Raw genomic sequence first — 25,268 nt, 5'->3', positions numbered from 1 at the left:
CCGTTCACCCGACATCCACACCGGCTCGGTGCGAGCGGGCCACCCCGGGCGTCACCGACGCCGGCCGGAGGGCCCGTCGGATCAGCGCGGGCCCGGTCCGGCCGGCAATTCTGGAGGCGTTCATGGCACCCGGTAGTGACGTGATCGAACGACCGGTGGTGGCGGCCGAGACGCCGAGCGGCTCACCCGCCCGACGTTGGCTGGTGCCGCTGCTGCTGGTCGTCGGTTGGGTGCTCAGCGTGGCCTGGCGGATGTGGTGGTCCCGGCACATCGTGCTGCCGATCGCTCACACCGACGAGGACAGCTACCTGAACACCGCCCGCGCGTTGGCCGGCGGCCCGGGGGGCTTCAGCAGCGAGAACGACCTGCTGCGCCGGGTCGGCTACCCGATGCTGATCTCGCCGGCGTTCCTCGGGGACCGGGACTTCACCGACAGCTACCGGATCGTCCAGCTGATCAACGCGATGGTGAACTCCACGCTGCTGCCGCTGGCGTACCTGTTCGGTCGCCGCCTGTTCGAACTGCGCCGCTCGTACGCGCTGCTCGGCGCCGTCGCGGCGGCGACCCTGCCGGCCACCGCCTTCTACGCGGGCGTCGCCATGATCGACGCGGTGATGGCACCGCTGGTGGTCGCCTGGCTGCTCGCCGTGCACCGTTGGATCACCCGGCCCGGCCCGCTCGCCGCCGCCACAGTGGGCCTGCTGGTCGGCGGGTTCCACCTGCTGCACTCCCGCGGCCTGGTGATCGTGGCCGTGCACGCCGGGCTGGTCCTGCTGCTGTTCGTCCGCCGTCGGATCAGCCCGCCCGTCGTGCTCGCGGCGCTGCTGCCGGTGCTGGCCATGGCGCTGGTCAACGAGGCCGCCATCCGCTACCTCGGCGGCAGGGTCTACCTGCTCGGCAGCACCCCCGGCGGCAGCACGCTCGACGCGATCGCCTCCGTCCAGGGCGTGGTCCGGGTGAGCGCCGCTGTCACCACCCAGCTCTGGTACCTCGTGGTGATCACGTTCGGACTGGCCGGGGTGGCCTGGGCCGGGGCCGTCCGCGAACTGTGGCGCCCCCGGCACGGCGACGCGGCCCGCTGGACGATGGGCGTGGCGCTGGTGGTGACCGTCGGGGTGGCCGGCGGCGCGTCGGTGATCCTGTCCGGCATCACCGGCAAGCCGCTGGACGCGATCTACGGCCGGTACGTGCAGATGCTGGCGCCGTTCTGGCTGCTGGTCGGGCTGGGGGTGCTGTTCACCGCCGGATGGCGGGTGGTGCTGCGCCGGGCTGCCGTCGCGGTGGCGCTGCTGGTCGGTGGCGGCGCGCTGATCGCGGCCCGACTCGCGTACGTGGCCAGCCAGGGCCACCAGCTGCGCTACGGCGGTTTCAGCGCGCCGGACCTGGTGGCGTTGACCGGGGGCTGGCGTGAGCTGCGACCGGTGGTCGGGTCGCTGGTCGGCATCGCCGGCTGTGTGCTGCTCGTCGCCGCGGCCCGGGTGCACCGCCTACGGCTGCCGATCCTCGGCGCCCTCGTGGTGGTCAACCTCGTCACGATGCAGGTGATCGACGAACGGATCGTGCGCCCGGCCGCCGAGAGCACCGCCCCGACGCCCCGGGTGGCCGACGTCGGCGTACGCCCCGGTGAGCGGGTGTGGGCCTCGACCGGCGTGCACTACGTCCTCCGGTTCAACCTCAGCCACCAGGTGACCTGGACCGACGTCCGGTGGTTCGGCGACAAGCAGCCGCCGGCCGCGGCGCAGGTGGTGTTCGCCCGCTGGGCGCCCGGCCAGGTCGACGACTGGAACGGCGCCGCGTACGGCTTCGTCCGACTCGGCGGCAACCCGGAGCAGCACTGGGCGGCCTGGCGGCGCGCCTGACCCACCGCGCCCGGTGGACACCGCTGTCCGTTAACGGCGGATGTCCACCGGGAGCACTGTCGGTTAATGGTTCCCGTCCATTACGGAAAAGTGTCCGCCAATCAGCGCTGGCGGCGGTCCGCCCGAGCCAGGGAAATCGGGACGACGGTGATTTCCCGGCCGTCCGACAGTTCCTGTCGCGGGGTGCCCTCGACGAATCGGAAACGTCGGTTCATCTGCCGTACGACGGTATTGTGGCCGAGCACCTCGCCGTCGAGCCGGTCCAGGTGCAGCCCGTCGAAGGCGTACTCGACGGCCTCCCGCATGACCCCCAGCCAGGCCGGCAGTGTCTCGCCCCGCCCGTCCAGCCCGTCGGCGTCGAGATAGAAGCCCCAGGCGCCGGTGCGGGGGCCGTCCAACCGCAGGTCGAAGAAGGTGACCACACCGCAGGGCCGGTCGTCGCGGACGTACACCAGCACCCGCCGGGACCTGTCGTCGCGGACCGTCGACCACCACCTGGCGTGCTCCTCGACGGTGATCTCGTGACTCGTCTTGCTGACCTGTCGATTGGTTTCCTGATTACGCCAGGACAACATCAGATGAACGTCGTCCGTCGTCGCTTCGCGCAGCACGTGCGTCTCGCTTTCCTAGCCGTTCACATCGGGTTCCGGCACCTTACCCGGGCCTACCGGGAAAGCAGATATGCATTCGTTGGGTTGTAGACTGCGGCGCATGAACGAATTGAGTCGCGTGCAGATCCGCGACCTCATGGCTCAGGTGCTGAAGAATCAGGACAAGGAGCTGCCCGCGGACGACGCGGCGCAGTTGCGGGAGATCGGTTTCCGGTCGCTCGACTTCTCCGAGCTTGCCCTGCGGGTGGAGGACGAGACGGGGGAGGAGCTCAACTTCGACGCCCCAGGGCTGCGTCGCATCGCCACCGTCGGGGACGTCCTCGACTTCCTCGTCGAGCTTCAACACCAGTGACCGTCGCGACGTCGCGCCCCCCGACCCCCGCCAGCCCGGAGCCGGCCGGTGTCGACAACCGGCTCGTCGTCGGTGGCGCCGCGCTGACCTGGCGTTCGCTGCCGACGCCCACACTGCCCGACCCGGCGGCGGTGCTCGCCCGGTCGGCCGTGCACGCGCTCACCGCGGCGCGGCAGCACGCCGTGTACGGCACCGAGCTGCTGCTCAGCACCGCGAGTCGGGTCGACGCGGTGCTGCGCACCGAGCTGCTGGAGGCCGGGTTCACCGTCGGCGTCCTCGACGACGACGGCGTGCATCCGAGCGCACCGGCCCGGCCGCGAGCCGCCGAGCCGGGCCGGCTCTGGTTACTGACCTCGGGCTCCACGGGGCGTCCGAAGCGGGTCGGGCACACCCTCGACACGCTGACCACAGTGCGGGCCGACCAGCCCGACCGGACCTGGCTCTGCCCGTACGCCCCGGGCACGTACGCCTGGTGGCAGGTCGTCACCCTGTCGCTGACCCAGCCCGGCCAGCACCTGGTGGTGGTCGAGCCCGACGAGTTGGACGACTGGCCCACCGTAGCGTCCACCCACGGGGTGGACGCGGCCTCCGGCACCCCGACCTTCTGGCGGCGCACCCTCTACCGCGACGCCGAGGCCCTCGCTCGGGTGCCGCTGCGCCAGATCACCCTCGGCGGGGAACCGGTGGACCAGGCGATCCTGGACCAACTGCGGGAGGTCTTCCCGACGGCCCGGATCTCCTGGATCTACGCGTCGTCCGAGGTGGGGGCGTCCATTGTGGTGCACGACGGGCGGGCCGGTTTCCCGGTCGACTGGCTGGACCGGGAAACCCCCGGCCGGCCGACGCTCTCCGTCCGCGACGACGAGCTGGTGGTCACCTCCCCGTACCACGGGGCCGGTCTCGCCGGTCCCGTCCGCACCGGGGACCGGGTGCAGGTGCTCGACGGCCGGGTGCTGATCACCGGCCGACTGGACTCCGACGAGATCAACGTCGGTGGTAGCAAGGTCTCCGCCGGTGTGGTCCGCGGCGTGCTCGCCGGTCATCCGGCGGTGGCCTGGGCCCGGGTGACCGGCCGCCGCGCCCCGGTGCTCGGGCGGATGGTGGTGGCCGAGGTGGTCCTCGCCGCTGCCGACCCGTCCCGCACGGACACCGGTGTGCCGGACGAGGCCGCGCTGGTCCGCTGGTGCGCCGACCGGCTCCCCGAGCACGCGGTGCCGCGCCGCATTCGCGTCCTGACCGACATTCCCGTCAAGGAGACCCTGAAGAGCGATGTCTGAGCCCGCCGACACCCAGCTCGTCCCGCCCAGCTCCGTGGTCCTCGTCTCCGGTGGTTCCCGTGGCCTGGGCCTGGCCATCGTCACCGACCTGCTCGACGCCGGCGTACGCGTGGCCGCGTTCGCCCGCACCATCACCCCGGAGTTGGAGAAGCTCGCCGCCGAGCACCCCGACCGGGTGCACGTCGGTGCGGTGGACGTCACCGACCTGCGCGCCGCGCAGAGCTTCGTCCGGGAGGTGGAGCAGCGCCTCGGCCCGATCGACGGCATCGTCAACAACGCCGCCATGGGGCAGGACTCCCTGCACGCGCACACCGCCACCGACGACATCGCCCGGATCATCGAGACCAACCTGACGGCCCCGCTACAGCTGACCCGGCTGGTGATCCGCCGGATGCTCGCCAAGGGGCTGCGCGGGCGGATCGTCAACATCACCTCGATCTGCGGGCAACGCGGTTTCCCCGGTCTCGTCGCGTACTCGGCCACCAAGGGCGGCATGGACGCTGCCACCCGCTCGCTCGCCCGTGAACTGGGCGGCCGGATGCTTGTCAACTCGGTGGCGCCCGGCTTCTTCGCCTCGGAGATGTCCGCCGTGCTCGGTCCGACCCAGCTCGACCAGATCGTGCGCCGCACCCCGACCGGTCACCTGACCGAGCCGGTGGAGGTCACCCCTGTCGTGCGGATGCTGCTGCGGGAGCACACCAACATCAACGGCCAGGTCATCGTGGTGGACGGTGCCGCCGCCATCTGACCTGCGGCCGGTTGCCCTGCCGATGCGACCAGCACGGCACGGCGGGGCGGCCGTGCCGCCCCTGTCGTCCGGGGCGGGCGGCAGGGCCGTGCCGCGTCCGGTGCCGGGGCTGCTCGCCGCCGCCGAGCGGCACCTGCGCGTCGGCGCCCCCGCCGACCTGGCCGACGCGGTGACCCGTAGCCACCTCGACGACGGCCGCTGCGTCGGCTGGTACGGCCCACCGGCGCCCGGCTGGCGGGTGGCAGTCGACGCGGAACGCGCCGACGCCCCGGTGCCCCCGGCGCTGGCCCGTCGGTTCGGCACGGGTGACTTCTGGGCCCGGTGGACCAGGGCCGAGTGCTGCTGCAAGCTGGCCGACGTGCCGGTGGCGGCCTGGTGGCGGCGTCACGGCCTGGGTACGCCGGCTGCCGGCTCGGCGGTCTGGCGGACCCTCCGGCTGGCCGACCTGGTGCTCACCGTCGGCTTCGCCCCGACCCTCCCGCCCCGCGATCTTGCACTTTCTGACGCCGAATCGCGGCTTACACGCCTTTCGTCGGGACAGTAACTGCAAGATCGCGGGGTGGGGTGGGGTGGGGTGGGGTTAGATCTGGTCCCAGCTCAACGGGGTGCCTCGGGGGACGTCGGTGGTGAAGGTGCGGCCCAGGACCCGGTCGATCTCCACGGGCGCCAGCCCGCCGGCCGGCCGGATCGAGCGGACGTTGTGCGCGGTTACCGGATCGCCGGCCCGGACGTCCTCGACCACGAAGAGCGATCGGCGGAACCGTAGGCCCTCCCGCTCCGCGGGGGTCGGTCCGATCGCGGTGCCGCCCAGCGCCTCGTACGCGCGGCCGGACTCGGCGACCAGGGCCGTGAGTTCCGCCGGGTTCAGGGAGAAGTCCGAATCCACGCCGCCGTCGGCCCGGTCCAGCGTCACGTGTTTCTCGATGAAGCAGGCGCCGAGCGCCACCGAGGCGACCGCCACCCCGATGCCGGGGGTGTGGTCGGAGAGCCCGACCGGCACGTCGAACGCCCCGGCCAGCACGGGCAGCCGGCGCAGGTTGCTGTCGGCCGGCGGGGCCGGGTAGGACGCCGTGCAGGCCAGCAGGACGATGCCCGCCGCGCCCCCGGCCCGGGCGGTGCGCACGGCGGCGTCGATCTCGGCGACCGTCGCCATCCCGGTGGAGATCACCATCGGCTTGCCGGTGCTGGCCACCAGTCGGATCAGCGGCAGGTCGACCAACTCCGACGAGGCGATCTTGTACGCGGGCGCGTCCAGTGACTCCAACAGCTCCACGGCTGTCGCGTCGAACGGGGACGAGAAGACGGTCAGGCCACGCTCGCGGGCCCGCTCGAAGATCGGGGCGTGCCACTCGTACGGGGTGTGCGCGCGTTCGTAGAGGCGGTACAGGTTCTCCCCGCCCCACAACTCGTGACCGCTGGAGATTCGGAACGCCGGGGTGTCGACGTCGATGGTGATGGTGTCCGGCCGGTACGTCTGGAGCTTGAGCGCGTGCGCCCCGCTCGCGGCTACCGCGTCGACGATGGCCAGCGCCCGGTTCAGATCGCCGTTGTGGTTGCCGGACATCTCGGCGACCACGAACGGTCGCTCCCCGGCACCGACCGCGTGCGGTCCGATCTTGATTGTCGCTGTCATTCCGACCTCTGCTCGGGTACGCCCGCACCGGGGTGCGGTGATGCTGTCGTCGTCCACCCGGCGGGCGGACGACCTGGGAAATCAGGGCACCGGGAGCCGCCCCGGCTACCGGCGTGCTCCGTGGTGGGGTCGATCACGGCAGGCGGCCGACGGCCAGCGCGTCGCGCCGCTCCGGGGCGAGCCCATCGTCGCGCGTCTTCTCGGCGCTCGCCCCTCGCCCCGGGTCCTCGTCGGCGGCGAGCGAACCGCCGTCGGCGCCGCCCACCGGGCCGGAGCGGCGCAGGCGACCAGCGACCCGGTGGGCCTGGCGCAGCGCCGAGTACGCCACCCAGTCACCCCGCCCGACGAGGCGGTGCTTGAGCCCGGCCACGCCCGGGGGCAGCGGGTAGCCGCCGGTGGGCAGGTAGCGACGGTAGTGCGCGGTGGCCCGGTGGAAGAAGTCGCGCCGCAGGTGTGGGTGCAGCCGGCCGTCGTTGCCCACCACCACCAGGTAGTGGCTGATCATCAGCTCGAACAGCTCGGCCTGCAACCGCTCGTCCGGGTGCTTTCGGGCGACCCAGTCCATCAGCCGCTCGTACTGGGCGAAGGCGTCGAAGTGCCGGCCGCTGCGGGTGGAGGTGATCGCGCCCTGGCGGCCCTGGCGGTACAGGTAGCAGACCCGGTCCAGCACGGAGATCTTCTCGGCCCCGATCAGCAGGGGGTGGCTGAACGGGATGTCCTCGTACCAGCCGGGGAAGAACCGCAGCTCCAACTCGTCCATGAAGTCCCGGCGGACCACCTTGTTCCAGGCGGTGTGCTGCACCCGCAGGAGCTGCGGCTGGTCGGCCAACCGGGTCACGCCGGTGATCCCACGCAGCAGCGGGCTGCTCGCGTCGATCTCCCGCCGGCCGTCCTCGTGCACCCGCAGGTGGTCGAGCATCAGCACGTCGGGCTGGTGCTGGCGCAGCCGGTCCAGCACCGCCGCGATCGTGCCAGGTGGCAACCAGTCGTCGCTGTCGACGAACCAGACGTACCGGCCGGTGGCGACGTCGAGCCCGGCGTTGCGGGCCAGCCCCAGACCCACGTTGCTGCTCAGGTGCACGACGCGCACGCCGTCGCGGCTGACCGCGTACGAGCGGAGCATGTCGCCGCAGCCGTCCGGGGAGGCGTCGTCGACGGCGATCAGCTCGACCGCGTCCGACTCGCCCGCCGGGATGTCGGCCCGGATCGACTCGAGGCACTGGTACAGGTACGCCTCGACGCCGTACACGGGCACGACGATGCTCAGCAGCGGTGCGTGCGTCGGCTCATTGACCACGTCCGCCACCTTCGACGACCCGGGTGGCCGGACCCGGAACCTGACGTTGCCGCCGATGGTGGACTCTCTGAACTCCCGCCGAGCGGAAGGTTAACGCCGGGCCGGTGGGCGGTTTCCGGCCCGGGGAACGCGGGCTCGTGGGGCGGGTGGGACGCGTCCGGTTCACCCGGGAGTGACCCGGTAGGGTGCCTCGGTGCGGCCCTGCCGGGTCGTCGTGGGCGTCGCCGTCGCGCCGTCCGACGCCGCGACGAGGAGGCTACGACCGTGCTGGTGACCCTGCCGAGCGCCGGGATCCCGGCATGACGAGCGTCGCCGCGACGTCGGCCGCCCGGCCCGCACCGGCCCTGCCCCGGCTGCCCTCGCTGACCGGACTGCGGTGGATCGCCGCTCTGCTGGTCTTCGGCTTCCACGCCGGCACCATGCGGATCATCGCCGAGCCGGACTACAAGGCCGTCATCGACGCACTGTTCACCCTCGGCCTCTCCGGGGTGCAGTTCTTCTTCATCCTCAGCGGTTTCGTGCTGGTCTGGTCGGCCCGCGAGGGGGACTCCCGGCGTACCTTCTGGCGGCGACGGATCGCCAAGATCTACCCGAACCACCTGGTGCTGTTCGCGGCGACGCTGGTGGTCGCCTGGTGGTTCGCCGACCCGGTCCTGCCGGCGGCGGCGTTGGAGAACCTGCTGCTGTTGCAGGCGTGGGACCCCCGGCCGGGTTGGTTCTACAGCATCAACACCGTCAGCTGGTCGCTGTCCTGCGAGTTCTTCTTCTACCTGTGTCTGCCGCTGGCGCTGCCGCTGCTGCGCCGGGCCCGACCGAAGCTGCTCTGGGCGCTGATCGTCGCGCTGCCGCTGCTGATCCTCGCGCTCTGGCCGGCGCAGGAGCTGGTGCCGGAGGTGAGCCGCTGGTGGTTCACCCAGATATTCCCGCCGGTACGGTCGCTGGAGTTCTGGCTGGGCGCGGTGGCTGCCGAGTTGATGCGCCGGGGGCTGTGGCGCGGTCCCGGTCTGAGGGTGGCCAGCGGGATCTTCCTGGTCACCTGGGTGGCGGCAGCGCAGTGGATCCGTGCCGAGTTGTGGACCACGCTGCTCGCGGTCGCGTACCTGTTGGTGATCACCGCCGCTGCGGACGCGGACGTGCGGGGTCGGCGCTCGCCGTGGCGGTCCCGGCCGCTGGTCTGGCTCGGTGAGGTCTCGTTCGCCTTCTACCTGGTGCACGTGCTGGTGATGACGAGCGTGCTGCGCTGGAGCGGCACCTGGGGGATCGGCTTCGCGGGCTGGCGTGGCCCGGCCGTGGTGCTCGGCTTCCTGGCGGCGAACCTGATCCTCGCCGGGCTGCTGCACCGCTTCGTCGAAACCCCGATGATGCGCCGGCTCGCGCCGCGCCGTGCGGCCCGTCCGGCGCCCGTCCCCCGACAACGGGCGGCCGGCGGCGACGACGCTCGGGATCCCGGAAGCAGCGCCCGCGACGGGGCCGACGGGGCCAGCCAGGCCGGCGACGGCGACGCTCGGGATCCCGGAAGCAGCGCCAACGGCACTGTCGACGGACCTGCCGACGAGGTCGGTCAGGCTGACGGTCGATCACCGTACGTCGACCTGCGCTGACAACGTCCACCCTGGTCAACGGGGTCGGCGCGGCGTGATCCGACACGCCCGTGGTCGGTGCGCCCGGGTCGGCGCGACGGTAGCGTTGGGGCGTGCTTCCGGTCGCGTTCACCTGTCCGCTGTGGTGGGTGGCGCGCTGGGCGACTCGGGTGCTGACCAGCCTCGCCGTCGTCGCGGCCCTGGCGCTCGGCGCAGGCCCGGCCACGGCCGTCACGCCAACACCCGGCCCGGTGCCGACGTCGAGCGCCGTGCCGGCCTCGGCCGCCGCCGGGTCGCTGGCGGCTTCCTCCCGGCACTCCTGGGCATCCAGCGCGGCCCGCCCGGCCGCGGCGACACCGCCGGAAGCCGCAGAGGAGTCGGCCCCGACCTGGTCGGTCCACACGCCGGTGGCGCTCTTCGGTGATCAGGGCACCATGGCGGCCGTCGTGCTGCCGGTCGGCGCGGCCGAATCTGACCGGCTGCCCCTCGTCGACGGTACGGGCGGTCGGGCTTCGCGGGCCCCACCCGCGCGCTGAGCCACCGGGACGACCGTCCCGCCACAGCGCCCTGTCGACACACCCGCTCCCTGACCCGCCGACCCGTGGCCCACAGTGGCCCGCTGATCGGCGCGGCTCCCCATCGCACTGCTCTCTCCCCGAGGTGCCGACCATGGAGACCGTCGTCTTCTACCAGTTCGTGACCGAGATGCCGCGGGCCGCCGCCATCTGGTCGACGCTGTTCCTGCTGACCCTGGGCCTGCTCACCGTGCTGGCCGCCCGCCCCGAACGGGACCTCCCCACTGACGACCCGCTCCCGGCCGGGCCCACTCGTCGGGAGCTGGCCGCCGCCGAGGCCGTCGACCTGCGCCGCTACGCCGAGGAGGTGGCCGTCGCCGCGGCCCGTGCGGCCATCACCGCCAAGCGGCGGCGCGCCGCCTGGCTGACCGCTCAGGAGCAGATGGAGCAGGCCTGGACCGGGTACGACGAGGCGGACACCGCCGCGCGTCGCTTCGCCGACGCCGGGGCGCTGCCCACCCCGCAGACCTCGCACACCCCCGCCGAGTACGCCGCCCGGGAACGCTATCTGCACCGGGCGGCGATGGCGGCGTACTGGCGGGGCGACCTGACCATGGCGCAGCTGGGCGACGTGTTCGGGCACCGGCGCGGCTGGGATCCCCGGCGACACCCGGTCGAGCAGGAGGTGCTGATCAGCCGGGTGGTCCGCGATGCGCGGCTGGCCGACTACCAGGTGGCCGCCGACAGTGAGCGGGTCGCCTGGCGCGACGCGGAGTTGGCCGCCTCCTCGGCCCGTGCCCTCGCCGAGGAGGCGTACGCGGCGGCGGCCCGGCTCCGCCCGATCCTGGTCCCCGCGCGCCGCACCGTGGCCGGGGCGTTGCGTCCCGCCGTCGTGGCACTGTGGCGCCCGGCCCGGGTGGGTTGAGCCCAATCCGTGATGTGAGGCCGGTCACCCAATCGGGAAATCCGACGTCCGGCGCGTTCGGTGGGATTGTTCCCGCGATTGTGGCCGCGTTCTTTACGGCCTGTCCGGTTGTCGCCCGTAGGCGTCACCGTAACCGGTTGTCCCATCGAGTCACATCAGCGGCAATACGCGCAGAAATTGTCGCGCCAATTGGGGTTTACGCAGGTGAACCTTGCTTGGCAGGGCGTTGAGACGCCAGTAGTGTCGTCCCGTCCGGTGCGGTAACCGATCGCAAGACGCGACGCCGCATCGACCCGCTTAATCGTGATCAACGAACCGGGGACCCACCAGTAAGTCCGGGGTGAATCCGCGAGCCACGGCCCGCGGTAGGGCGTCTTCCCGCCCGAATCCGTCAGCTAACCCGGTAGGCGGTGTCGGAAGGAGTCCCATCCTCGTGCAGCACCTTTCCACCCCTCGGCTGTTCCCTCGCCTCCACGGCGCGGCGGTGCACCCGCTCATTCGTCCCGTGACGGTGAGCTGACCCCCGGGTCATCGCCTTCCCCGCCCGGCCGCGCCGGGCGTTCCCCTGAGCGGTTCACCATCCGCGGACCACGGTCCGCGCGCTGGCGCCTGCCCGGATACCGGTCCGGCCCCGGTGTGCCGCTCTCCCCCCGATCCGTGGAGGACCCCGTGAAGCACACCCTGCAGCGTCAGCTCCGCCGCCTCGCCACCGAGCGCCCGTACCAGATCGTCGCCGCCTCCGCCGCTGCCCTCGCGATCGCCACCACCACCGGCGCCCTGCTCACCACTGCCGACGAAGCCCCGGCCGGCCAGCGCACCGCGACCACTGTCGCCGAGATGCGCAGCGACCTCACCGCCTCCCGCGGCGAGGCTCGGGACGCGTCCCCCTCGGCCAGCGCCGCGCCGACCACTGCCGCGCCGGCCACCAGCGCCGCGTCGCCCGCAGCCAAGGCCAGCAGCAACCCGGACCTCACCCGGAAGCCGGAGCGGCCGAAGCCGCCCGCGACCAAGGTGCTCGACTACGACTACGAGGCGCAGAACACCTACTACAACTGCGGCCCGGCTGCCACCCGGAACGCGCTCAGCGCCGCCGGCATCGACCGCACCCAGGAGGACCTCGGCGCCGAGCTGGGCACCACCGAGATGGGCACCAACTCGGCCGAGGACACCACCCGGGTGCTCAACGCCGAGGTGAAGGGCTCCCCGTACCGGACCCGGATGTTCCCCGGAGCGCCCAGCCCGGCCCAGATGGACCGGCTCCAGGCCGACGTGGTGAAGGCCATCACCGACGGTCGGGGCGTGGTGGCGAACGTCGTCGGGGACGCCACCGACACCGACGGCGGCTGGCACTCCTACGGCGGCGGGCACTACATCGCCGTCGTGGGCTACAAGGACAACGGCCGCACCGTTCGGATCGCCGACTCGGCGAACCCGGCCGACCCGTCGTACTGGATCACCACGATCGACCTGGCCAACTGGATCACCAGCCGGGGCTACTCCGCCTGACCCGGGCACGCTGACCGCCGCGGGCGCCGTCCTCCACAAGGGGCCGGCGCCCGCGGCGTTTGTGCGCGCGGTCCGGCGTCGACGGCTCTCGTACCCGACAGTGAACCGTGGGAGACTGCGGCCGTGGTGGAGAAAACGGGTGGTCACGTCGGCCGCAGGCCGGTCCTGCTGCTGCTGCACGGCATGGGAGCGACCGGGGACGTGTGGTTGCCCTGGGCCCCGTACCTTGAGCAGCACTGGCCCGGTCGGTGGCTGGCACCGGACCTCGCCGGCCACGGCTGGGCGTCGCCGCTGCCGTCGTACTCCTTCCCGGGCTTCGCTCAGCAGATCGCGCAGGCCCTCGCCCCCGATGACCGGCTGGTAGTGCTCGGGCACTCGCTGGGCGGGGTGGTCGGCCTGGTGCTTGCCGCCCGCGACGCCGGAACGCCGGTGGACGCGGTGGTCGGGCTGGGCATCAAGGCACTCTGGTCACCCGCTGAGCTGGCCCGCGCCGCCGAGGTCGCCGCCCGACCGGTGAGCTGGTTCGCCAGCCGCACCGAGGCGGCGCGCCGCTACCTGCGGGTCTCCGGGCTGGCCGGCCTGGTCCCGCCGGACGATCCGGTGGTGGACGCCGGGCTGCGCCAGGTCGACGGCCGGTGGCGCCTCGCCATGGACCCGGCCGCCTTCGCCGTCGGCGAGCCCGACCTGGCCGCGCTCCTGGCGGCGACCGACGTGCCGGTGGTGCTGGCGCGCGGGGAGAACGACCCGATGGTCACCGACGAACAGCTCAAGGAGTACGGCGTACCGGTGGAAACGCTTCCGGGCCTCGGGCACAACGCGCACGTGGAGGACCCGGCGGCGGTGCTGGCGCTGCTCGACCCGTACCGCTGATTCGGTTACGCCGGTGTGGACGCGGCCAGTGTCTGAGCCGGTGTCAGCTCCCGGCGGGCGGCGGTCAGGAACGCCTCGGCGTACGCCTCGGCCGGGAAGTCACCCAGGTAGCGGCGGCGGGTGGCCCAGCGAGCCTCGGCCAGCGGATCGGTGTCCAGCAGGGCGGTCAGCACCTCGTCCACGTTGGACATGTCCCGACGCAGCACGTAACCCGACCCGGCCAGCGGGAACCGCTCCACGAACCGGTCGCCCTCGTCGCCCATGTCGGTGACCGCGTACGGCTTTCCGGAGTAGAGGAAGTCCGAGATCACGCCGGACACGTCGGAGACCAGCGCGTCGGCGGAGTTGACGCACTCGGTCAGATTCAGCTCCCGAGCCGCCGCGCCGACCACGTGCTGGCGGCCGGTGCGGGCCCGGTCGGCGACGAGCAGTTCGGTCAGGCGGCCCAGTTGGCGGGCCGATGCCGGGTTCTGCGTGGTGTACGGGTGGGCTCGCAGGATCACCGTCGCGCCGCGCTCCAACAGTCGGCGCAGCAGGCTTTCGGCCACCGGCAGCGAGCAGTAGTCGGCGTCGGCGTGGTGCCCGGTCCAGGTCGGCGTGTAGAGCACCGTCGGGTGCGCCAACCCTCGTGCGGGTTCTGGGCGTACCTCGATCGACTCGACCTGCGGGCGACCCACCACCACGAACTTGTCAGTCGGGATCTGCACTCCGGCGCGGGCGTACCTGTCGATCGCCGCCTGCCCGGCCACGAAGATCCGGTCGAAGATCCCCGACACCGGGTTGGCGCTCGGCGCCTTGTCGCTGTCGCCGTGGTGCAGCTGGATGTGGGTGAGCTGGGTGAAGCGGACGCAGTGGCTGTTCTTCGCACCGTGGTTGACGTAGAACGCCGCCCGCAGGCTCGGCACCAACGCCTCGTCCATCGCCCCCAGGGTGGGGCAGTAGACCACCGGCGCGTCGGTGGCCGCCGCGATCGGGGCCAGGAACTCCGGCTCACGCAGCACGACCAGGAACGGCCGGCCGATCCGTTGCAGGTACGGCAGCCACATGGTGACCTGGTATTCCGAGCCCGGAGGCGCGGAGAAGTAGAGCAGGAACTCCGGCTGGTGCCGGCGCAGCGCTGCGGCCACCGACCCGCCACCGGCGCGCGGCCGGAACCGTCGCCGGGCCAGGTCCAGCGCGACCGCACCGGCGCCCGCGCCGACCAGCAGGCTGGCGGCCAGCGCCACACCGGCCGGGAGGGCGAGCGTGGCGGCGAGCGCCAGGGCGGCGAGCAGCCCGAGCAGGGCCGTGCCGAGTTGGTCGGCGATCAGCGGCGTCCAGGCGCGTACCGGCAGATTGGCAGTTCTGATCTCCAGACCGCCGGCGGTGCGCAGCGGCCCCACCAGCAGCACCAGCCCCAGCAGGACCAGCCCGGTGGCGACCAGCGCGAGGTTGAGCCCGTCGTCCAGCCGCCGGGAGTAACCGACCAGGATCGCCGCGGCGATCAACGCGGTCTCCGCCACCAGGTCGGCGCTGGGCCGGATCCGCTGCTCAGCGGCCGAGGCGGCCAGCGCGGCGACGGCCAACGCCAGCCCCCAGCCGGTGGCGCCGGTCAGCGCCAGCACGACGAAGGCCAGCACGGCCAACCCGGTGGTCAGGCACCGGGCGGCCAGCTTTCGGACCAGGTCGCCGCGCAATGTCGCTCCGTTCGTGGTTCGGCAGCCGTCGGCGTCAGTTGGCGGACGTCGCGCCGGCCGGTGCCTCGACCCGACCCGACCCGGACTGCGCCGGCACGCTCGGCGTGGGCCCGTCGCCGGGTGCCCGGCGTACGTCGATCACCTGACCGGTCAGGTCGGAGATCAGCACGTCCAGCGACGACTGGGCGACGGCCTCCGCGGCGAGCAGGGTGTGCTCCGGCTCCTCGCCGAAGGCCCGCGTCCGCATCGGGGTGGCGGTGCGCTCCGGGTTGATGCAGTTGACGCGCACGCCCACGTCGGCCCACTCGTCGGCGAGCGCCTGGGTCAGGTTGACCAGGGCGGCCTTGGTGGCCGAGTAGAGCGCGTAGCGGGCCCGGCCCCGGGTGTAGGAGCTGGACGTGTAGAGCAGCAACTGGCCCTTGGTCTGCTGGAGGTACGGGAGGGCCTGGCGGGCGATGGTCACCGGGCCGACGAAGTTGACCTGGAGCAGCCGGTCCATGGTCTCCTCGTCCATTTCGGCGAGGGCGCCCTTCTCCAGGATGCCGGCGGTCACCACCACGTGGTCGATCCGGCCGGTGGCCTCGAAGGCGGTCGTCAGCGCGGCCTCGACGTCATTGGCCCGCTCCACGTGGGTGCCGGTGCTGGAACGGCTGAACGGGAAGACCTGGGCGCCGTAGCGGCGGGCCAGCTCGGTCAACTCGTGGCCGATGCCGTAGCTGCCGCCGAACACCACGATGGTGCGGCCGGTCAGCTCCTCGCTGTAGCTGCGGTGGTCGGTCAGTCGGGGGGCCTGCGCGGCGGCGAGCTGGAAGAGCTTGTCCGCCAGGTGCACGTCGACCGGGTGGGTGACCTTGATGTTCTCGTCCGAACCGTCGATCACCTTGATCGGGGTGCCGGGAAGGTAGCGCAGCACCACGCCACAGTCGTCGGTGGCGGCGAAGTCCGGGTCGTCCTCGGCGATCTGGTACGCCGCCCGGATCGTGGGGGAGCGGAACGCCTGCGGGGTCTGACCACGGCGAAGCCGAGAGCGCACCGGGATGTCGGTGATGCAGTCGTTGTCGTCGACCTGGATGATCGTGTCCGCGGAGGGGATGGCCACGTCCACGGCGTCGTAGCTCCAGAGCGCGTTGACGCACTCGCGCACGATCCGGCCGCTGAGCAGCGGGCGCACCGCGTCGTGGAAGAGGATGTTGCAGTCTTCCGGGCCGACAGCGTCCAGGGCGATCCGGGTGGTGGCGTTGCGGGTGTCACCGCCCTCGATCACCTTGGTGACCTTGCGCAGGCCGGCCTTCTCGACGATCTGCTGGGCGTCCTCGACGTGGCCGGTGGCCATCAACACGATGATCTCGTCGATCTCCGGTGCCGCCTCGAAGACCGCCAGGGTGTGCTCGATGATCGGCTTACCGGCGATCTTCAGCAGCTGCTTCGGGATGCCGAGGCCCAGCCGGGTCCCTGTGCCGCCGGCCAGAACCACCGCCACTGTCCGCGAGGGCCGCCACGGCGTCGGGGTCTCCGCTTCGGCGTCCGGGCCAGGGGTCTGGTCCTGCGTCATTGCCGGATCCTCACTCTCAGGGATGCGTTAACGGAAGGTTCCGCCCGAGCGGCGACGGAATGAACCTTAACGCGCGGACCGCGTCGCCCCAACGCGGGCGACGCGGTCCTCAGGTGCATGTCGGTGCCGGACGTTCGCCGGAACTCTACTTGCTGTTCGCGTACGCCTCGTACGCCCGGATGACCTCGTCGGTGGGGCCATCCATCCGGATGACGCCCGATTCCAGCCAGATCGTCCGTTCGCAGGTGTCCCGTACGGAGGAGAGCTGGTGGCTGACCAGGAACACCGTCCCCGCGCCCTCCCGCAGCTCCCGCACCCGCTGCTCGCTGCGCCTGCGGAAGCCCTTGTCGCCGGTGGCGAGCGCCTCGTCGATGAGCAGCACGTCGTGCTTCTTGGCGGCGGCGATGGAGAACCGCAGCCGGGCCGCCATGCCCGACGAGTACGTCCGCATCGGCAGGCTGGCGAAGTCACCCCGCTCGTTGATCCCGGAGAAGTCGATGATCCCCGCGGCCTGCTTGGCCACGTCGTCGGGGTGCATCCCCATGGCCAGGCACCCGAGGACGACGTTGCGCTCCCCGGAGAGGTCGTTGAGCAGGGCGGCGTTGACGCCCAGCAGCGACGGCTGCCCCTGGGTGTGGATGGCGCCCCGGTTCACCGGCAGCAGACCGGCGATGGCCCGCAGGATGGTGGACTTGCCGGAGCCGTTGCTGCCGATCAGCCCGATCGCCTCGCCCCGGTACGCGGTGAACGAGATGCCCTTGACCGCGTGCACCTCCCGGACGTTCGGCGCGTGGGTGCGCTTGACCAGCCGGCGCAGCGCGGCCACCGGCGTGGTGCCACCGGCGGCACCCTGGTGCACCCGGTAGATGATGTGCGCGTCGTCCACGACCACTGTCGGGATGCGCTCCTGGGTTCGGGTCATCGTCGCGCTCGCCTCGGTGGGGGCGTCGAAGTGATCAACCACGGCCGTACTCCTGTTCGCCGCGCCAGAAGTAGATGAAACCGCCGATGCCAGCGACCAGCGCCCAACCGGCGCCGACCAGCCAGAGCTGGGTCAGCGACTCGTTGAGCAGCGGCGCCTCCTCGAGCAGCGAGTACCGTGCCAGCTCGATGTAGACCAGCAGCGGGTTGTACTGCACCAGTGTCGTCGCCCAGCCGGGCAGCCGGTCGAAGAGGCTCACGCTGTAGAGGACGCCGGAGCCGTACATCCAGGTCCGCATGATGAATGGCATGACCTGCTTCAGGTCGCTCGACTTGGCGCCCAGTCGGGCCACCAGCAGCACCACTCCGGCGTTGAACACCGCCTGCAGCAGCAACGCCGGCACCAGCAGCAACCACTCCCAGGTGAGTGGCTCGCCGGTGACCAGCACGATGCCGACCAGCACCACCATCGAGGCCAGCAGTTGCTGGAACTGGGTGATCGTGGTGGACAACGGCAGGCTGGCCCGGGGGAAGTGCAGCGCCCGGATCAGCCCCAGGTTGCTGCTGATCGACTGGGTGCCGGCCAGGACCGCGCTCTGGGTGAAGTTGAAGATGAACAACCCGGTGGTCAGGTAGGCGATGAAGTTCGGGATGCTGTTCTGTGCGAGCACCACCCCGAAGATCAGGTAGTAGACCGCCGCGTTGGTCAGCGGGGTGAGCACCTGCCAGAGCTGACCCAGCTTGGCGTTGCTGTACGAGGCGACGAGCTTGGCATTGGCGTACGCGGCGATGAAGTGCCGGTAGGCCCAGAGTCGGCGGCTGTACTCGACGAGGCTGGGTCGCTCACCGGCGACCCGTAGCCCGTGCCGAGCGGCCAGCTGCGCCTGGGTCAGGCCCGTGTCGGGGTCGACCAGCGCGGTGGTGGCCATGGAAATGGCGCTCCGATCTTTCGTGCAGACGGGGGTTGCTCGCGACGATCGAATCCTAGTGGGAAATATGCGCGGGGCGCCGCCTCGTCGCTGCGAGGACAGTAGTCCGAAACACGTCGGGACGCAACCGTACCGTCGTTGCGCTACGCTGTCCGGCGTGACCTGCGATAAGAGCCCTCGATGACCACCGAAAAGAGGCGGGCACCGGCCGGCGCGGCGGTGCTGCGCGACGAGATCACCACGGCCATCCGCCGGGCGCTGATGCAGGAGCTCGCCGCTGTCGGCTACGGCCGGCTCTCCATCGAGGCGGTGGCCCGGCGGGCCGGCGTCAGCAAGACGGCAATCTACCGACGGTGGAGCTCGAAGCTCGACCTGGTGCTGGAGGTCGTCGCCGCTGCGGCACACGGCAAGCTCCCCGCACTGGACACCGGCACGCTGCGCGGTGACCTCGCGCTGCTGTTCCAGGCGGTGGCGCACGCGCTGCGCCACCCACTGGCGTCGCAGATCATTCCGGATCTCCTGGCCGAGGCCGCCCGCAACCCCAGCATCGACGCGACGCTGCGTCAGGTGCTGCACGCCAGGCAGCAGGAGATCGGCGGTCACCTGGTCACCCGGGCCGTGCAACGTGGCGAACTGCCCGCCGACACGGAGCTGGACGCCGCCGTCGACCTCATCGTGGGGCCGCTCTACTGGCGGCTCGCCATCGCCCGTCTCCCACTCACCGACGGCTACCTGGACCGTCTGGTCGAGTCCGTCGTCGCCGGGATGGGCGCGAACAGGGCCCTGTCGGCCCCGCGAGCGGCTCCGATCTGAGGCTGACCGGGCCCGCGACACCCGCCGAACGGGGGCCCGGAACCCCGGTTCGCCTCCGCTAGGCTGCCCCCTTGACACCCGGCTGTCACCGAGCCGACACCCGCTTTTCGCCCCCTCATCCGCCGCCGGACGACAAGGACGACCCGTGACGAAAGTCGAAGACGCTGTCGTGGCGCCAGCGCCAGCCGACCGAGAGAACGCCCCGACTGCGGACACCGCAGTGGAGGGCGCCAGCCGATCCGGGCGCGGCCTGAATCTGATCGGGCGACTCAACGCCGGTGTGGCCGCCGCACCCGTGCTGTTCACCGACGCGGCGGTGGTCGCTTTCGCCCTCTGGACTCTGCTCTACCACCTCAACCTCGGCCTCGACCTGCGTCCCTCTGTTGTCTTCCTCGGCTGGGTGGCCCTGCTGCCGATCGTGGCGTACGTGTCCCGGAAGCTCCGGCGGCGTGACACGAGAGGCCGACTCACAGACGACGAGCCGGCGGACACGCCGGCCGAGGCGCCCGCCAACCGGGTAGCGCTGCTGCGCCGGTACGCCCTGCCCATCGGCACCGCGCTGGGTGCGGCGCTGTTCGCGGCCCTCGGCACCGGCATGGTGACCTGGTGGTTGGCGGCCGCGCTCGGCCTGGTCTCGGTCATCTCGGCGTGGCTGGCCGTGCCCCGTCGCGGTGGGCCGACCGACGCGGGTGCCGCTCCGGTCAGCCGAAAGACCACGCCGAGGCAGGGCTGGGTGGTCCTCGTCGTGTCGCTGGCCGCCGCCTACTTCGCCACGCTCATCGGCCGTGTCTCCCTCGACGACGTCTTCTACGTCGGCAAGTCGGTCTGGGTGGCCGAGCGGGACGAGATCCCCTTCCGGGACTTCCTTTTCACCGAGGGCGTCCTGCCGGCGGGCTCGGCGAACCCGCCACTGCCGTCCTTCGAGGTCTTCATCGGGGCGATGGCGCGCGTCCTGCACGTGCACGCCGCGACCGCGACGTGGTATCTGCTCCTGCCGGTGCTGGCCGTCTTCGCGATCTTCGCGCTGTGGCGACTCGTGCAGCGGTGGGCGCCGCGCCGTCCACTGGTCGCGTTCGGTGTGGCGGCGGCCTACATCCTGCTCGTGGCCTACTACGCCGACTCCCTGAACACCTACCACCTGCCGCGGTTGACCCAGGGCAAGAGCGTCTTCGTGCACGCGCTCATCCCACTGGCCTGGGTGTATCTCACCGACTACCTTGAGCGCCGTTCCCGACGTGCGCTGATCCTGCTCGCCCTGCTCTCCGTGGCCAGCGTCGGCTACACCACCACCGCCGTGATGCTCCTGCCCCTGCTCGGCGCTGCGGCGGCGGCCGTGCTGCTGTTCACCCGGCGAGTGCGGGAGGCCGTCCTGTGCTTCGCGGCCGTGTCGCTCTACCCCGTGTTGTCCGGCGCGCTCGTCCAGGTCCTGCGGGGCGGGATCGAGACGACCGTCGCCACCTATACGCCGCTGCTGCCGCTGCGGACCATCTACGAGCTCACCCTGTGGCTCGGCATCCTCGGTGTCATCGCCGGGCTCGCCGTGTGGTGGTCGCCCCTGGTGCTCCGCGCGGGCGCGCCCCGTCAGCTCGCCGCCGGTGCCGTGCTCGCGGTGACGGTCCTGATGATTCCCGGCCTGCTGAAGCTCGCCGGTGACCTCAGCGGTCTGCGCGCGGTGCTCTGGCGGGTGCCGTGGATCCTGCCGGTGCCGGCGCTCGTCGGCATGCTGGCCGTCATCCGGCTGCCCGGGTTGGCCCGAGTCAATCGCGTCCTGGCCTTCGCGCTCCCCGCCGTGCTGGTGTGCGCCTTCTACACCCAGGGCAAGCCGATGTGGACCGACGACCTGGTCCAGACGAAGCCGACCTGGCGGATGCCGGAGGCCCGTAAGGCCTCGTCCTTCTGGATCAAGAACCTGGACAATCGCCCACCGGGCCTGGTGCTCGCGCCGTCGTCGGTCATGCGGGCACTCCCACAGGTCACGACCGAGGTCCGGGTGGTGCTTCCCCGTGACCTCTACCTCACCGACTACGGGATCGACACGGAGTTCTCCCGGGACCGGCTGCTGCTGGCGAGGTTCGCCGACGCCGATCGGACCGTCTCGATCTACGAGGTGGACGCCGCGATCCGCCGGGTGGGTGTCAGCCTGGTCTGCGTCTGGAAATCCAACACCCTCGTCGCCGACGCCGCGCCGTACCTGGGCCTGGAGCGGATCGCGTCGCGCAACCCACCCGGTGCGATGTACTGCTACCGCACCACCGCGTCCCCGACCGCTGGCCGCTGACCTGCCGGAACATGTCGTCACCATGGCCAGGACGCGCGCCGCGTCCTGGCCATGGTGTGTCGGCCCCGGCCCAGCGTGTGGGCGCGCCGGTATCGGTGGCGGGCCGCTCATCGTTTCCACCACCGACGGCTGGCCGCTGTGGACCTCAGGAAGCCCACCGCCGTCGGCGCTTCGGGGTCCGCGCCCGGTACCAGCTTCGGGTCCGCTTCCTCCCGGGTGGCCGGTGCGCCGGTCACCCGGGCGGTTTGTCCTTAAGCTGTGTCGATACCCGAGTGACGCCCGCCCGTCGTCTCGCGTTAAGGTCGCAGTCAGTGACTGGGGCCCGAGCAGACAAGTTCGGTCGCCACTTCCTGACAAACTGCGCTGCGGACCTGGGGCACGGCATGTGACCTGCGCGGAAAGGTCGACCGGCGTCGTCCGGTCGGAGGCTACGCGCCATGCCGGCCGACAGCCCCGGGCCGCAACCGCAGTGCCGCCGAGGTTGACGTCGACCACACCACGGGCTCAGCCCGTCATGGAACTCGTAGGGAGCGAACTCGTTTGTTCGGCACGTTGACAGGACGCCTCGGGGTGGCCGCCCAGAGTGCGCTACTGGTACTGGCCTACCTGGTCATGCTCGTCGGTGGCGTATTCGGTTGGATCGGCCTGTTCGCCGTCGCCGGGTTGGCCGCCATCATCGGCGAGTTCGCCGTCGCCCGCTGGTCACCGCCGTCGCAACTGCTGTTGGAGAAGGTGGGCCTGCACTGGTCGTACCGGCAGCTGACCCGCGACCTCGCCGCCGTGTTGCTGGTCGTCGCCGAGGTTCGGCTCAGCGGCGGCGAGCTGACCCTGCTGCTGGTGCTGCCGGCAGCGGTGTGGGTCGTGTCGGTCTTCGCGGGTGCGCTCTCCACCATGATCGATCGTCGTAACCCGCTCTCCGCCATGGTGCGCAACATCGACCTGGGTCCACTGTCCGGCGCCCCCCAACCGCCTGCCTGGGCGGCGGCGGTCGCCGGTGACCGGATGCCGCTGCTCAACCTGCTGCTGGTGCCGGCCGGCGTGGCCGCCGCGGTGCAGCACGATTCGACGCCGTTCTTCGTGGCCGGCGCGGTGGCGGTCGTGGCGACCGGCCTGGTGGGCGCCATCATCGCGCTGACCTGGCTGCGGGGTCGGGGTGCCGGGCAGGGTCCGTTGCTGCCCGCGGTGCAGCGCTGGCTGGACAACTACCGGCCGGAGGTGGCGCTCTACTTCGCCGGCCCGGCCAAGGACGTCTACCAGGCGAACATGTGGCTCGCCCCGACCGAGGCGCTTCAGCAGCGCGCTGTGGTGCTGATGCGCAGCCGCGAGGCGTTCCTGGAACTGGCCGACACCCGGCTGCCGGTGATCTGCGTACCGGCCGGGGTCGACTTCATGAACCTCGACCTCGGCGGCATCCGCGCGGCGCTCTACTCCGCGAACGTCGGCGCGAACATCCACATGCTCCGCGAGCCGGGTACGAAGCACGTCTTCGTCGGGCACGGCGACAGCGACAAGCAGGCCAGCGTCAACCCCTACAGCAAGGTGTACGACGAGGTCTGGGTCGCTGGCCTGGCCGGCCGGGAGCGCTACGCGCGGGCCGGCGTGGGGGTGCTCGACGCGGACATCGTCGAGATCGGCCGGCCGCAGCTCGCCGGGGTGCACACCTTCGGCGCCGAGTCGGTGGACCGGCCGTTCACGGTGCTCTACGCGCCCACCTGGGAGGGTTGGCTCGACGACGACCCGTACCACACCTCGCTGGTGCTGATGGGTGAGCGGATCGTCAAGGGGCTGCTCGCCACGAATCCGCGGGTCCGCCTGATCTACAAGCCGCATCCGCTCACCGGTTCGCGGTCCAAGGCGGCGAAGGGCGTGCACGACCGGATCGTCACGGCGATCCGCGCGGCCGGCGGCAACCCGGACGCGTCCTCGCTGGACGGCACCGCGCACCTGGTGGTCACCGGCCGCACACCGGGTTTGTTCGACTGCTTCAACCAGACCGACCTGCTGGTCAGCGACGTGTCCAGTGTGGTTTCCGACTTCGTGCAGAGCCAGCGGCCGTACGTGGTGGCCAACCCGGCGGGCCTGTCGGAGGACGATTTCCGCCGCGAGTTCCCGACGGCGCGGGCCGCGTACCTGCTCTCGAAGGACTGCGGCGAGCTGGAGAAGATCGTGTCGGTCACCCGGGCCGGTGACGACCCGATGACCGAGGCCCGCCGGGAGCTCAAGACCTACCTGCTCGGCCCGGCCGAGGCGAACCCGATGGACCGGTTCCAGCAGGAGATCGCCAGGCTCTGCCACTGAGCCCCCGTCCCTTCGGCATCGCGCCCGGCCCGACACTGTCGGGCCGGGCGCGTCCGTGTCGGCCAGCAGAGCGGCCACCGGGTCAACCCAGCAGTGCCGCGACCGGTCAGCCCAGCAGGGCGGCCACCGCGTCGGCGGCCGGAAGGTCCGCTGGCAACGCCCGCGACTCCGCCACCGCCGCGACCGGCAGCGGGCCGTACACGTGCGGGAAGAGCTGCCCGCCGCGCGACGGCTCCCAGCGCAGCGCGTCGCCCAGTCGCTCCTCCTCGACGCTGAGCAGTGTCAACCCGGTCGCCCCGGTGAAGTGCCGCCGCGCCGTCTCGACCACCTGGTCGGCGCCGGAGAGGTGGATGAACCCGTCCTGCCGGTCCACCGCGGAGCCGGTGAAGGCGCCGGCGGCGAGGGCGTCGTCCCATTCGGCGTTCGACAGCAGTTTGTAGATCACCACAGCAGCGTACGGGGCAGTGGTCGGCGCGCCCGCCCGGTTTTCGCCGGTACCGCCGCGCCCGTCGCCTCCCGCCGGGCATGCTCAGGTCACGGGCCGCGGAGGGATGGGCGATGAAGAGCTACGACGATGACTGGACCGACAGCCAGCGCGCGTTGTACGACGAGTGCTACCAGGCCGGCGGCGAGTGGGCCGACGACCCGGACACGTCGTCCGACGACGTGCAGCACGTGATCAACCTGGCCGAGGCGGACGACGACGCCTTCCAGGACGCCGAAATCGACTATCCGGCCCTGGTCGACGCGGTCACCCAGGCCAGCGGGGTCAACGTCACCAGCGTGCCGGCCAGCCACGAGGACCCGGGCTTCCGCGGGTTCACCGACGGCGTCCGGGACGCCACCGCCGACGACACCTTCGGCCTGTAGCGGCCGGCTGCCCGCCCAGCGCGGGTGGGCGGCCTCCCGGTCCGCGCGCACTTCTGCCACCATTCGCAGAACAGCGCTGCGAGGGACGGGGGCACGGGTGCGGATCCTGCTGGTGGAGGACGACCGCCGGGTGGCCGCCGCGCTGTCCTCCGCCCTCACCCGCCGGGGGTACGAGGTCGAGCACGCCGCCACCGTCGCCGCCGCGCTTTCCGCCGCACCCTGTGACCTGGTGCTGCTCGACCTGACCCTGCCCGACGGGGACGGCACTGACCTGTGCCGGGAGCTGCGTCGGCGCAGCAGTCAGCTCGGCATCATCGCGGTGACCGCCCGGGGTGAGGAACGTGACCGGGTGCTGGGTCTGCGCCTGGGCGCTGACGACTACGTGGTCAAGCCGTTCTCGATGGTGGAGTTGCAGGCCCGGATCGAGGCGGTGTTGCGCCGCGCCGCGAACGCGGCGCCCGAGCGGCACCTCATCGAGGCCGGGCCGGTCCGCATCGACGTGGCCGCGCGGACAGTGACCGTCGACGGCCGGGCCGTCACGTTGACCCGCAAGGAGTTCGATGTGCTGCTCTCGCTGGCCCGCCAGCCCGGGGTGGCGGTGCCCCGCGATCGGATCCTGCTCGACGCCTGGGGCACCACCTGGGCCGACCGGCACACCGTCGAGGTGCACGTCGGGTCGCTGCGCGGCAAGCTCGGCGACGCCCGCCTGGTGGAGACCGTGCGCGGCGTCGGCTACCGGCTGCGCGACGCGTGAGGAG

23 protein-coding genes and 1 riboswitch are annotated in these 25,268 nt (G+C 71.8%); of the genes, 15 read left to right on the top strand and 8 right to left on the bottom strand.

What is annotated here, in order from left to right; translation table 11 throughout:
• The first annotated feature begins 122 nt into the window (after window positions 1-122).
• Window positions 123-1,859: a hypothetical protein gene (locus NIE111_RS22675; RefSeq protein ID WP_238686293.1), complete on the top strand. Its 1,737-nt coding sequence runs from the start codon at window positions 123-125 to the stop codon at window positions 1,857-1,859.
• A 101-nt stretch (window positions 1,860-1,960) separates the two neighbouring features.
• Here NIE111_RS22675 and NIE111_RS22670 read toward each other — a convergent pair whose 3' ends face one another.
• Window positions 1,961-2,470, bottom strand: coding sequence for a GNAT family N-acetyltransferase (locus tag NIE111_RS22670; protein ID WP_238686292.1), 510 nt, complete (start codon window positions 2,468-2,470; stop codon window positions 1,961-1,963).
• A 100-nt stretch (window positions 2,471-2,570) separates the two neighbouring features.
• Here NIE111_RS22670 and NIE111_RS22665 point away from each other — a divergent pair, with 100 nt between their 5' ends.
• The 4 genes from NIE111_RS22665 to NIE111_RS22650 are packed head-to-tail and all read left to right on the top strand — an operon-like array spanning window position 2,571 to window position 5,391.
• Window positions 2,571-2,822 (top strand): acyl carrier protein, encoded by a 252-nt coding sequence (locus NIE111_RS22665; RefSeq protein WP_238686291.1) that lies wholly within the window; start codon window positions 2,571-2,573, stop codon window positions 2,820-2,822.
• A complete protein-coding gene (locus tag NIE111_RS22660; RefSeq protein ID WP_238686290.1) occupies window positions 2,819-4,099 on the top strand; it encodes an AMP-binding protein in 1,281 nt (426 codons plus the stop codon). Before NIE111_RS22665 ends, NIE111_RS22660 begins: the two co-directional genes overlap by 4 nt.
• Window positions 4,092-4,847, top strand: coding sequence for an SDR family NAD(P)-dependent oxidoreductase (locus NIE111_RS22655; protein WP_238686289.1), 756 nt, complete (start codon window positions 4,092-4,094; stop codon window positions 4,845-4,847). The genes NIE111_RS22660 and NIE111_RS22655 overlap by 8 nt, the downstream gene beginning before the upstream one ends.
• 22 nt (window positions 4,848-4,869) lie before the next feature.
• Window positions 4,870-5,391, top strand: a complete 522-nt coding sequence (locus NIE111_RS22650) for a hypothetical protein (RefSeq protein ID WP_238686288.1) — start codon at window positions 4,870-4,872, stop codon at window positions 5,389-5,391.
• 36 nt (window positions 5,392-5,427) lie between these two features.
• Here NIE111_RS22650 and pseI read toward each other — a convergent pair whose 3' ends face one another.
• On the bottom strand, window positions 5,428-6,480 hold the full coding sequence (gene pseI / locus NIE111_RS22645; RefSeq protein ID WP_238686287.1) for a pseudaminic acid synthase: 1,053 nt from the start codon (window positions 6,478-6,480) through the stop codon (window positions 5,428-5,430).
• 133 nt (window positions 6,481-6,613) lie between these two features.
• Window positions 6,614-7,777, bottom strand: coding sequence for a glycosyltransferase family 2 protein (locus tag NIE111_RS22640; RefSeq protein WP_238686286.1), 1,164 nt, complete (start codon window positions 7,775-7,777; stop codon window positions 6,614-6,616).
• Window positions 7,778-8,076: 299 nt separating this feature from the next.
• Here NIE111_RS22640 and NIE111_RS22635 point away from each other — a divergent pair, with 299 nt between their 5' ends.
• The 5 genes from NIE111_RS22635 (at window position 8,077) to NIE111_RS22615 (ending at window position 13,173) form a co-directional block, all read left to right on the top strand.
• Window positions 8,077-9,378, top strand: coding sequence for an acyltransferase family protein (locus NIE111_RS22635; RefSeq protein ID WP_238686285.1), 1,302 nt, complete (start codon window positions 8,077-8,079; stop codon window positions 9,376-9,378).
• A gap of 92 nt (window positions 9,379-9,470) precedes the next feature.
• Complete coding sequence (locus NIE111_RS22630; RefSeq protein ID WP_238686284.1) at window positions 9,471-9,893, top strand: hypothetical protein; 423 nt, start codon at window positions 9,471-9,473, stop codon at window positions 9,891-9,893.
• Between the two features lie 133 nt (window positions 9,894-10,026).
• Window positions 10,027-10,797 carry a hypothetical protein gene (locus NIE111_RS22625; RefSeq protein WP_238686283.1) on the top strand — a complete coding sequence of 257 codons (771 nt, stop codon included), beginning with the start codon at window positions 10,027-10,029 and terminating at the stop codon, window positions 10,795-10,797.
• A gap of 284 nt (window positions 10,798-11,081) precedes the next feature.
• Window positions 11,082-11,222, top strand: a riboswitch (cyclic di-AMP (ydaO/yuaA leader).
• A gap of 232 nt (window positions 11,223-11,454) precedes the next feature.
• The gene (locus NIE111_RS22620) at window positions 11,455-12,303 is read left to right on the top strand and encodes a C39 family peptidase (RefSeq protein WP_238686282.1); all 849 of its coding nucleotides are present in this window, start codon (window positions 11,455-11,457) and stop codon (window positions 12,301-12,303) included.
• Window positions 12,304-12,426: 123 nt separating this feature from the next.
• Window positions 12,427-13,173 (top strand): alpha/beta fold hydrolase, encoded by a 747-nt coding sequence (locus NIE111_RS22615; RefSeq protein WP_308193735.1) that lies wholly within the window; start codon window positions 12,427-12,429, stop codon window positions 13,171-13,173.
• A gap of 5 nt (window positions 13,174-13,178) precedes the next feature.
• On the opposite strand, the gene NIE111_RS22610 is transcribed toward NIE111_RS22615, so the two are convergent.
• The 4 genes from NIE111_RS22610 to NIE111_RS22595 form a co-directional block, all read right to left on the bottom strand.
• Complete coding sequence (locus NIE111_RS22610; protein WP_238686281.1) at window positions 13,179-14,849, bottom strand: CDP-glycerol glycerophosphotransferase family protein; 1,671 nt, start codon at window positions 14,847-14,849, stop codon at window positions 13,179-13,181.
• Window positions 14,850-14,883: 34 nt separating this feature from the next.
• The gene (locus NIE111_RS22605) at window positions 14,884-16,401 is read right to left on the bottom strand and encodes a bifunctional cytidylyltransferase/SDR family oxidoreductase (protein WP_238686280.1); all 1,518 of its coding nucleotides are present in this window, start codon (window positions 16,399-16,401) and stop codon (window positions 14,884-14,886) included.
• A 145-nt stretch (window positions 16,402-16,546) separates the two neighbouring features.
• Window positions 16,547-17,323: an ABC transporter ATP-binding protein gene (locus NIE111_RS22600; RefSeq protein ID WP_112585647.1), complete on the bottom strand. Its 777-nt coding sequence runs from the start codon at window positions 17,321-17,323 to the stop codon at window positions 16,547-16,549.
• 34 nt (window positions 17,324-17,357) lie between these two features.
• Window positions 17,358-18,251: an ABC transporter permease gene (locus NIE111_RS22595; protein ID WP_238686279.1), complete on the bottom strand. Its 894-nt coding sequence runs from the start codon at window positions 18,249-18,251 to the stop codon at window positions 17,358-17,360.
• A gap of 180 nt (window positions 18,252-18,431) precedes the next feature.
• Here NIE111_RS22595 and NIE111_RS22590 point away from each other — a divergent pair, with 180 nt between their 5' ends.
• The 3 genes from NIE111_RS22590 to NIE111_RS22580 all read left to right on the top strand — a co-directional run bounded on the left by NIE111_RS22590 (window position 18,432) and on the right by NIE111_RS22580 (window position 23,640).
• Window positions 18,432-19,064 (top strand): TetR/AcrR family transcriptional regulator, encoded by a 633-nt coding sequence (locus tag NIE111_RS22590; protein WP_238686278.1) that lies wholly within the window; start codon window positions 18,432-18,434, stop codon window positions 19,062-19,064.
• A 145-nt stretch (window positions 19,065-19,209) separates the two neighbouring features.
• Entirely contained in the window at window positions 19,210-21,342 is a 2,133-nt protein-coding gene (locus NIE111_RS22585) for a DUF6077 domain-containing protein (protein WP_238686277.1), read from the top strand.
• A 540-nt stretch (window positions 21,343-21,882) separates the two neighbouring features.
• Window positions 21,883-23,640 (top strand): CDP-glycerol glycerophosphotransferase family protein, encoded by a 1,758-nt coding sequence (locus NIE111_RS22580; RefSeq protein WP_238686276.1) that lies wholly within the window; start codon window positions 21,883-21,885, stop codon window positions 23,638-23,640.
• A gap of 106 nt (window positions 23,641-23,746) precedes the next feature.
• On the opposite strand, the gene NIE111_RS22575 is transcribed toward NIE111_RS22580, so the two are convergent.
• Window positions 23,747-24,085, bottom strand: coding sequence for a DUF952 domain-containing protein (locus NIE111_RS22575; RefSeq protein WP_238686275.1), 339 nt, complete (start codon window positions 24,083-24,085; stop codon window positions 23,747-23,749).
• 113 nt (window positions 24,086-24,198) lie between these two features.
• Between NIE111_RS22575 and NIE111_RS22570 the strand changes: the two genes are divergently transcribed.
• Entirely contained in the window at window positions 24,199-24,510 is a 312-nt protein-coding gene (locus tag NIE111_RS22570) for a hypothetical protein (RefSeq protein ID WP_238686274.1), read from the top strand.
• Between the two features lie 97 nt (window positions 24,511-24,607).
• Window positions 24,608-25,264: a response regulator transcription factor gene (locus NIE111_RS22565; RefSeq protein WP_091401433.1), complete on the top strand. Its 657-nt coding sequence runs from the start codon at window positions 24,608-24,610 to the stop codon at window positions 25,262-25,264.
• Window positions 25,265-25,268: the final 4 nt, after the last annotated feature.

This window comes from Micromonospora hortensis (assembly GCF_022230935.1).
Taxonomy (GTDB): domain Bacteria; phylum Actinomycetota; class Actinomycetes; order Mycobacteriales; family Micromonosporaceae; genus Micromonospora; species Micromonospora hortensis.
Note: the sequence above shows the minus strand (reverse complement) of the source record. Positions and strands in the feature narration are given on the sequence as shown.

Bases quoted from the DNA above. Each gene is read 5' to 3' on its own strand.
- NIE111_RS22675 (WP_238686293.1), top strand. From the start codon at position 123: ATGGCACCCGGTAGTGACGTGATCGAACGACCGGTGGTGGCGGCCGAG.
- NIE111_RS22665 (WP_238686291.1), top strand. From the start codon at position 2,571: ATGAACGAATTGAGTCGCGTGCAGATCCGCGACCTCATGGCTCAGGTG.
- NIE111_RS22655 (WP_238686289.1), top strand. From the start codon at position 4,092: ATGTCTGAGCCCGCCGACACCCAGCTCGTCCCGCCCAGCTCCGTGGTC.
- NIE111_RS22650 (WP_238686288.1), top strand. From the start codon at position 4,870: ATGCGACCAGCACGGCACGGCGGGGCGGCCGTGCCGCCCCTGTCGTCC.
- pseI (WP_238686287.1), bottom strand. From the start codon at position 6,480: ATGACAGCGACAATCAAGATCGGACCGCACGCGGTCGGTGCCGGGGAG.
- NIE111_RS22635 (WP_238686285.1), top strand. From the start codon at position 8,077: ATGACGAGCGTCGCCGCGACGTCGGCCGCCCGGCCCGCACCGGCCCTG.
- NIE111_RS22625 (WP_238686283.1), top strand. From the start codon at position 10,027: ATGGAGACCGTCGTCTTCTACCAGTTCGTGACCGAGATGCCGCGGGCC.
- NIE111_RS22605 (WP_238686280.1), bottom strand. From the start codon at position 16,401: ATGACGCAGGACCAGACCCCTGGCCCGGACGCCGAAGCGGAGACCCCG.
- NIE111_RS22600 (WP_112585647.1), bottom strand. From the start codon at position 17,323: ATGACCCGAACCCAGGAGCGCATCCCGACAGTGGTCGTGGACGACGCG.
- NIE111_RS22595 (WP_238686279.1), bottom strand. From the start codon at position 18,251: ATGGCCACCACCGCGCTGGTCGACCCCGACACGGGCCTGACCCAGGCG.
- NIE111_RS22590 (WP_238686278.1), top strand. From the start codon at position 18,432: ATGACCACCGAAAAGAGGCGGGCACCGGCCGGCGCGGCGGTGCTGCGC.
- NIE111_RS22570 (WP_238686274.1), top strand. From the start codon at position 24,199: ATGAAGAGCTACGACGATGACTGGACCGACAGCCAGCGCGCGTTGTAC.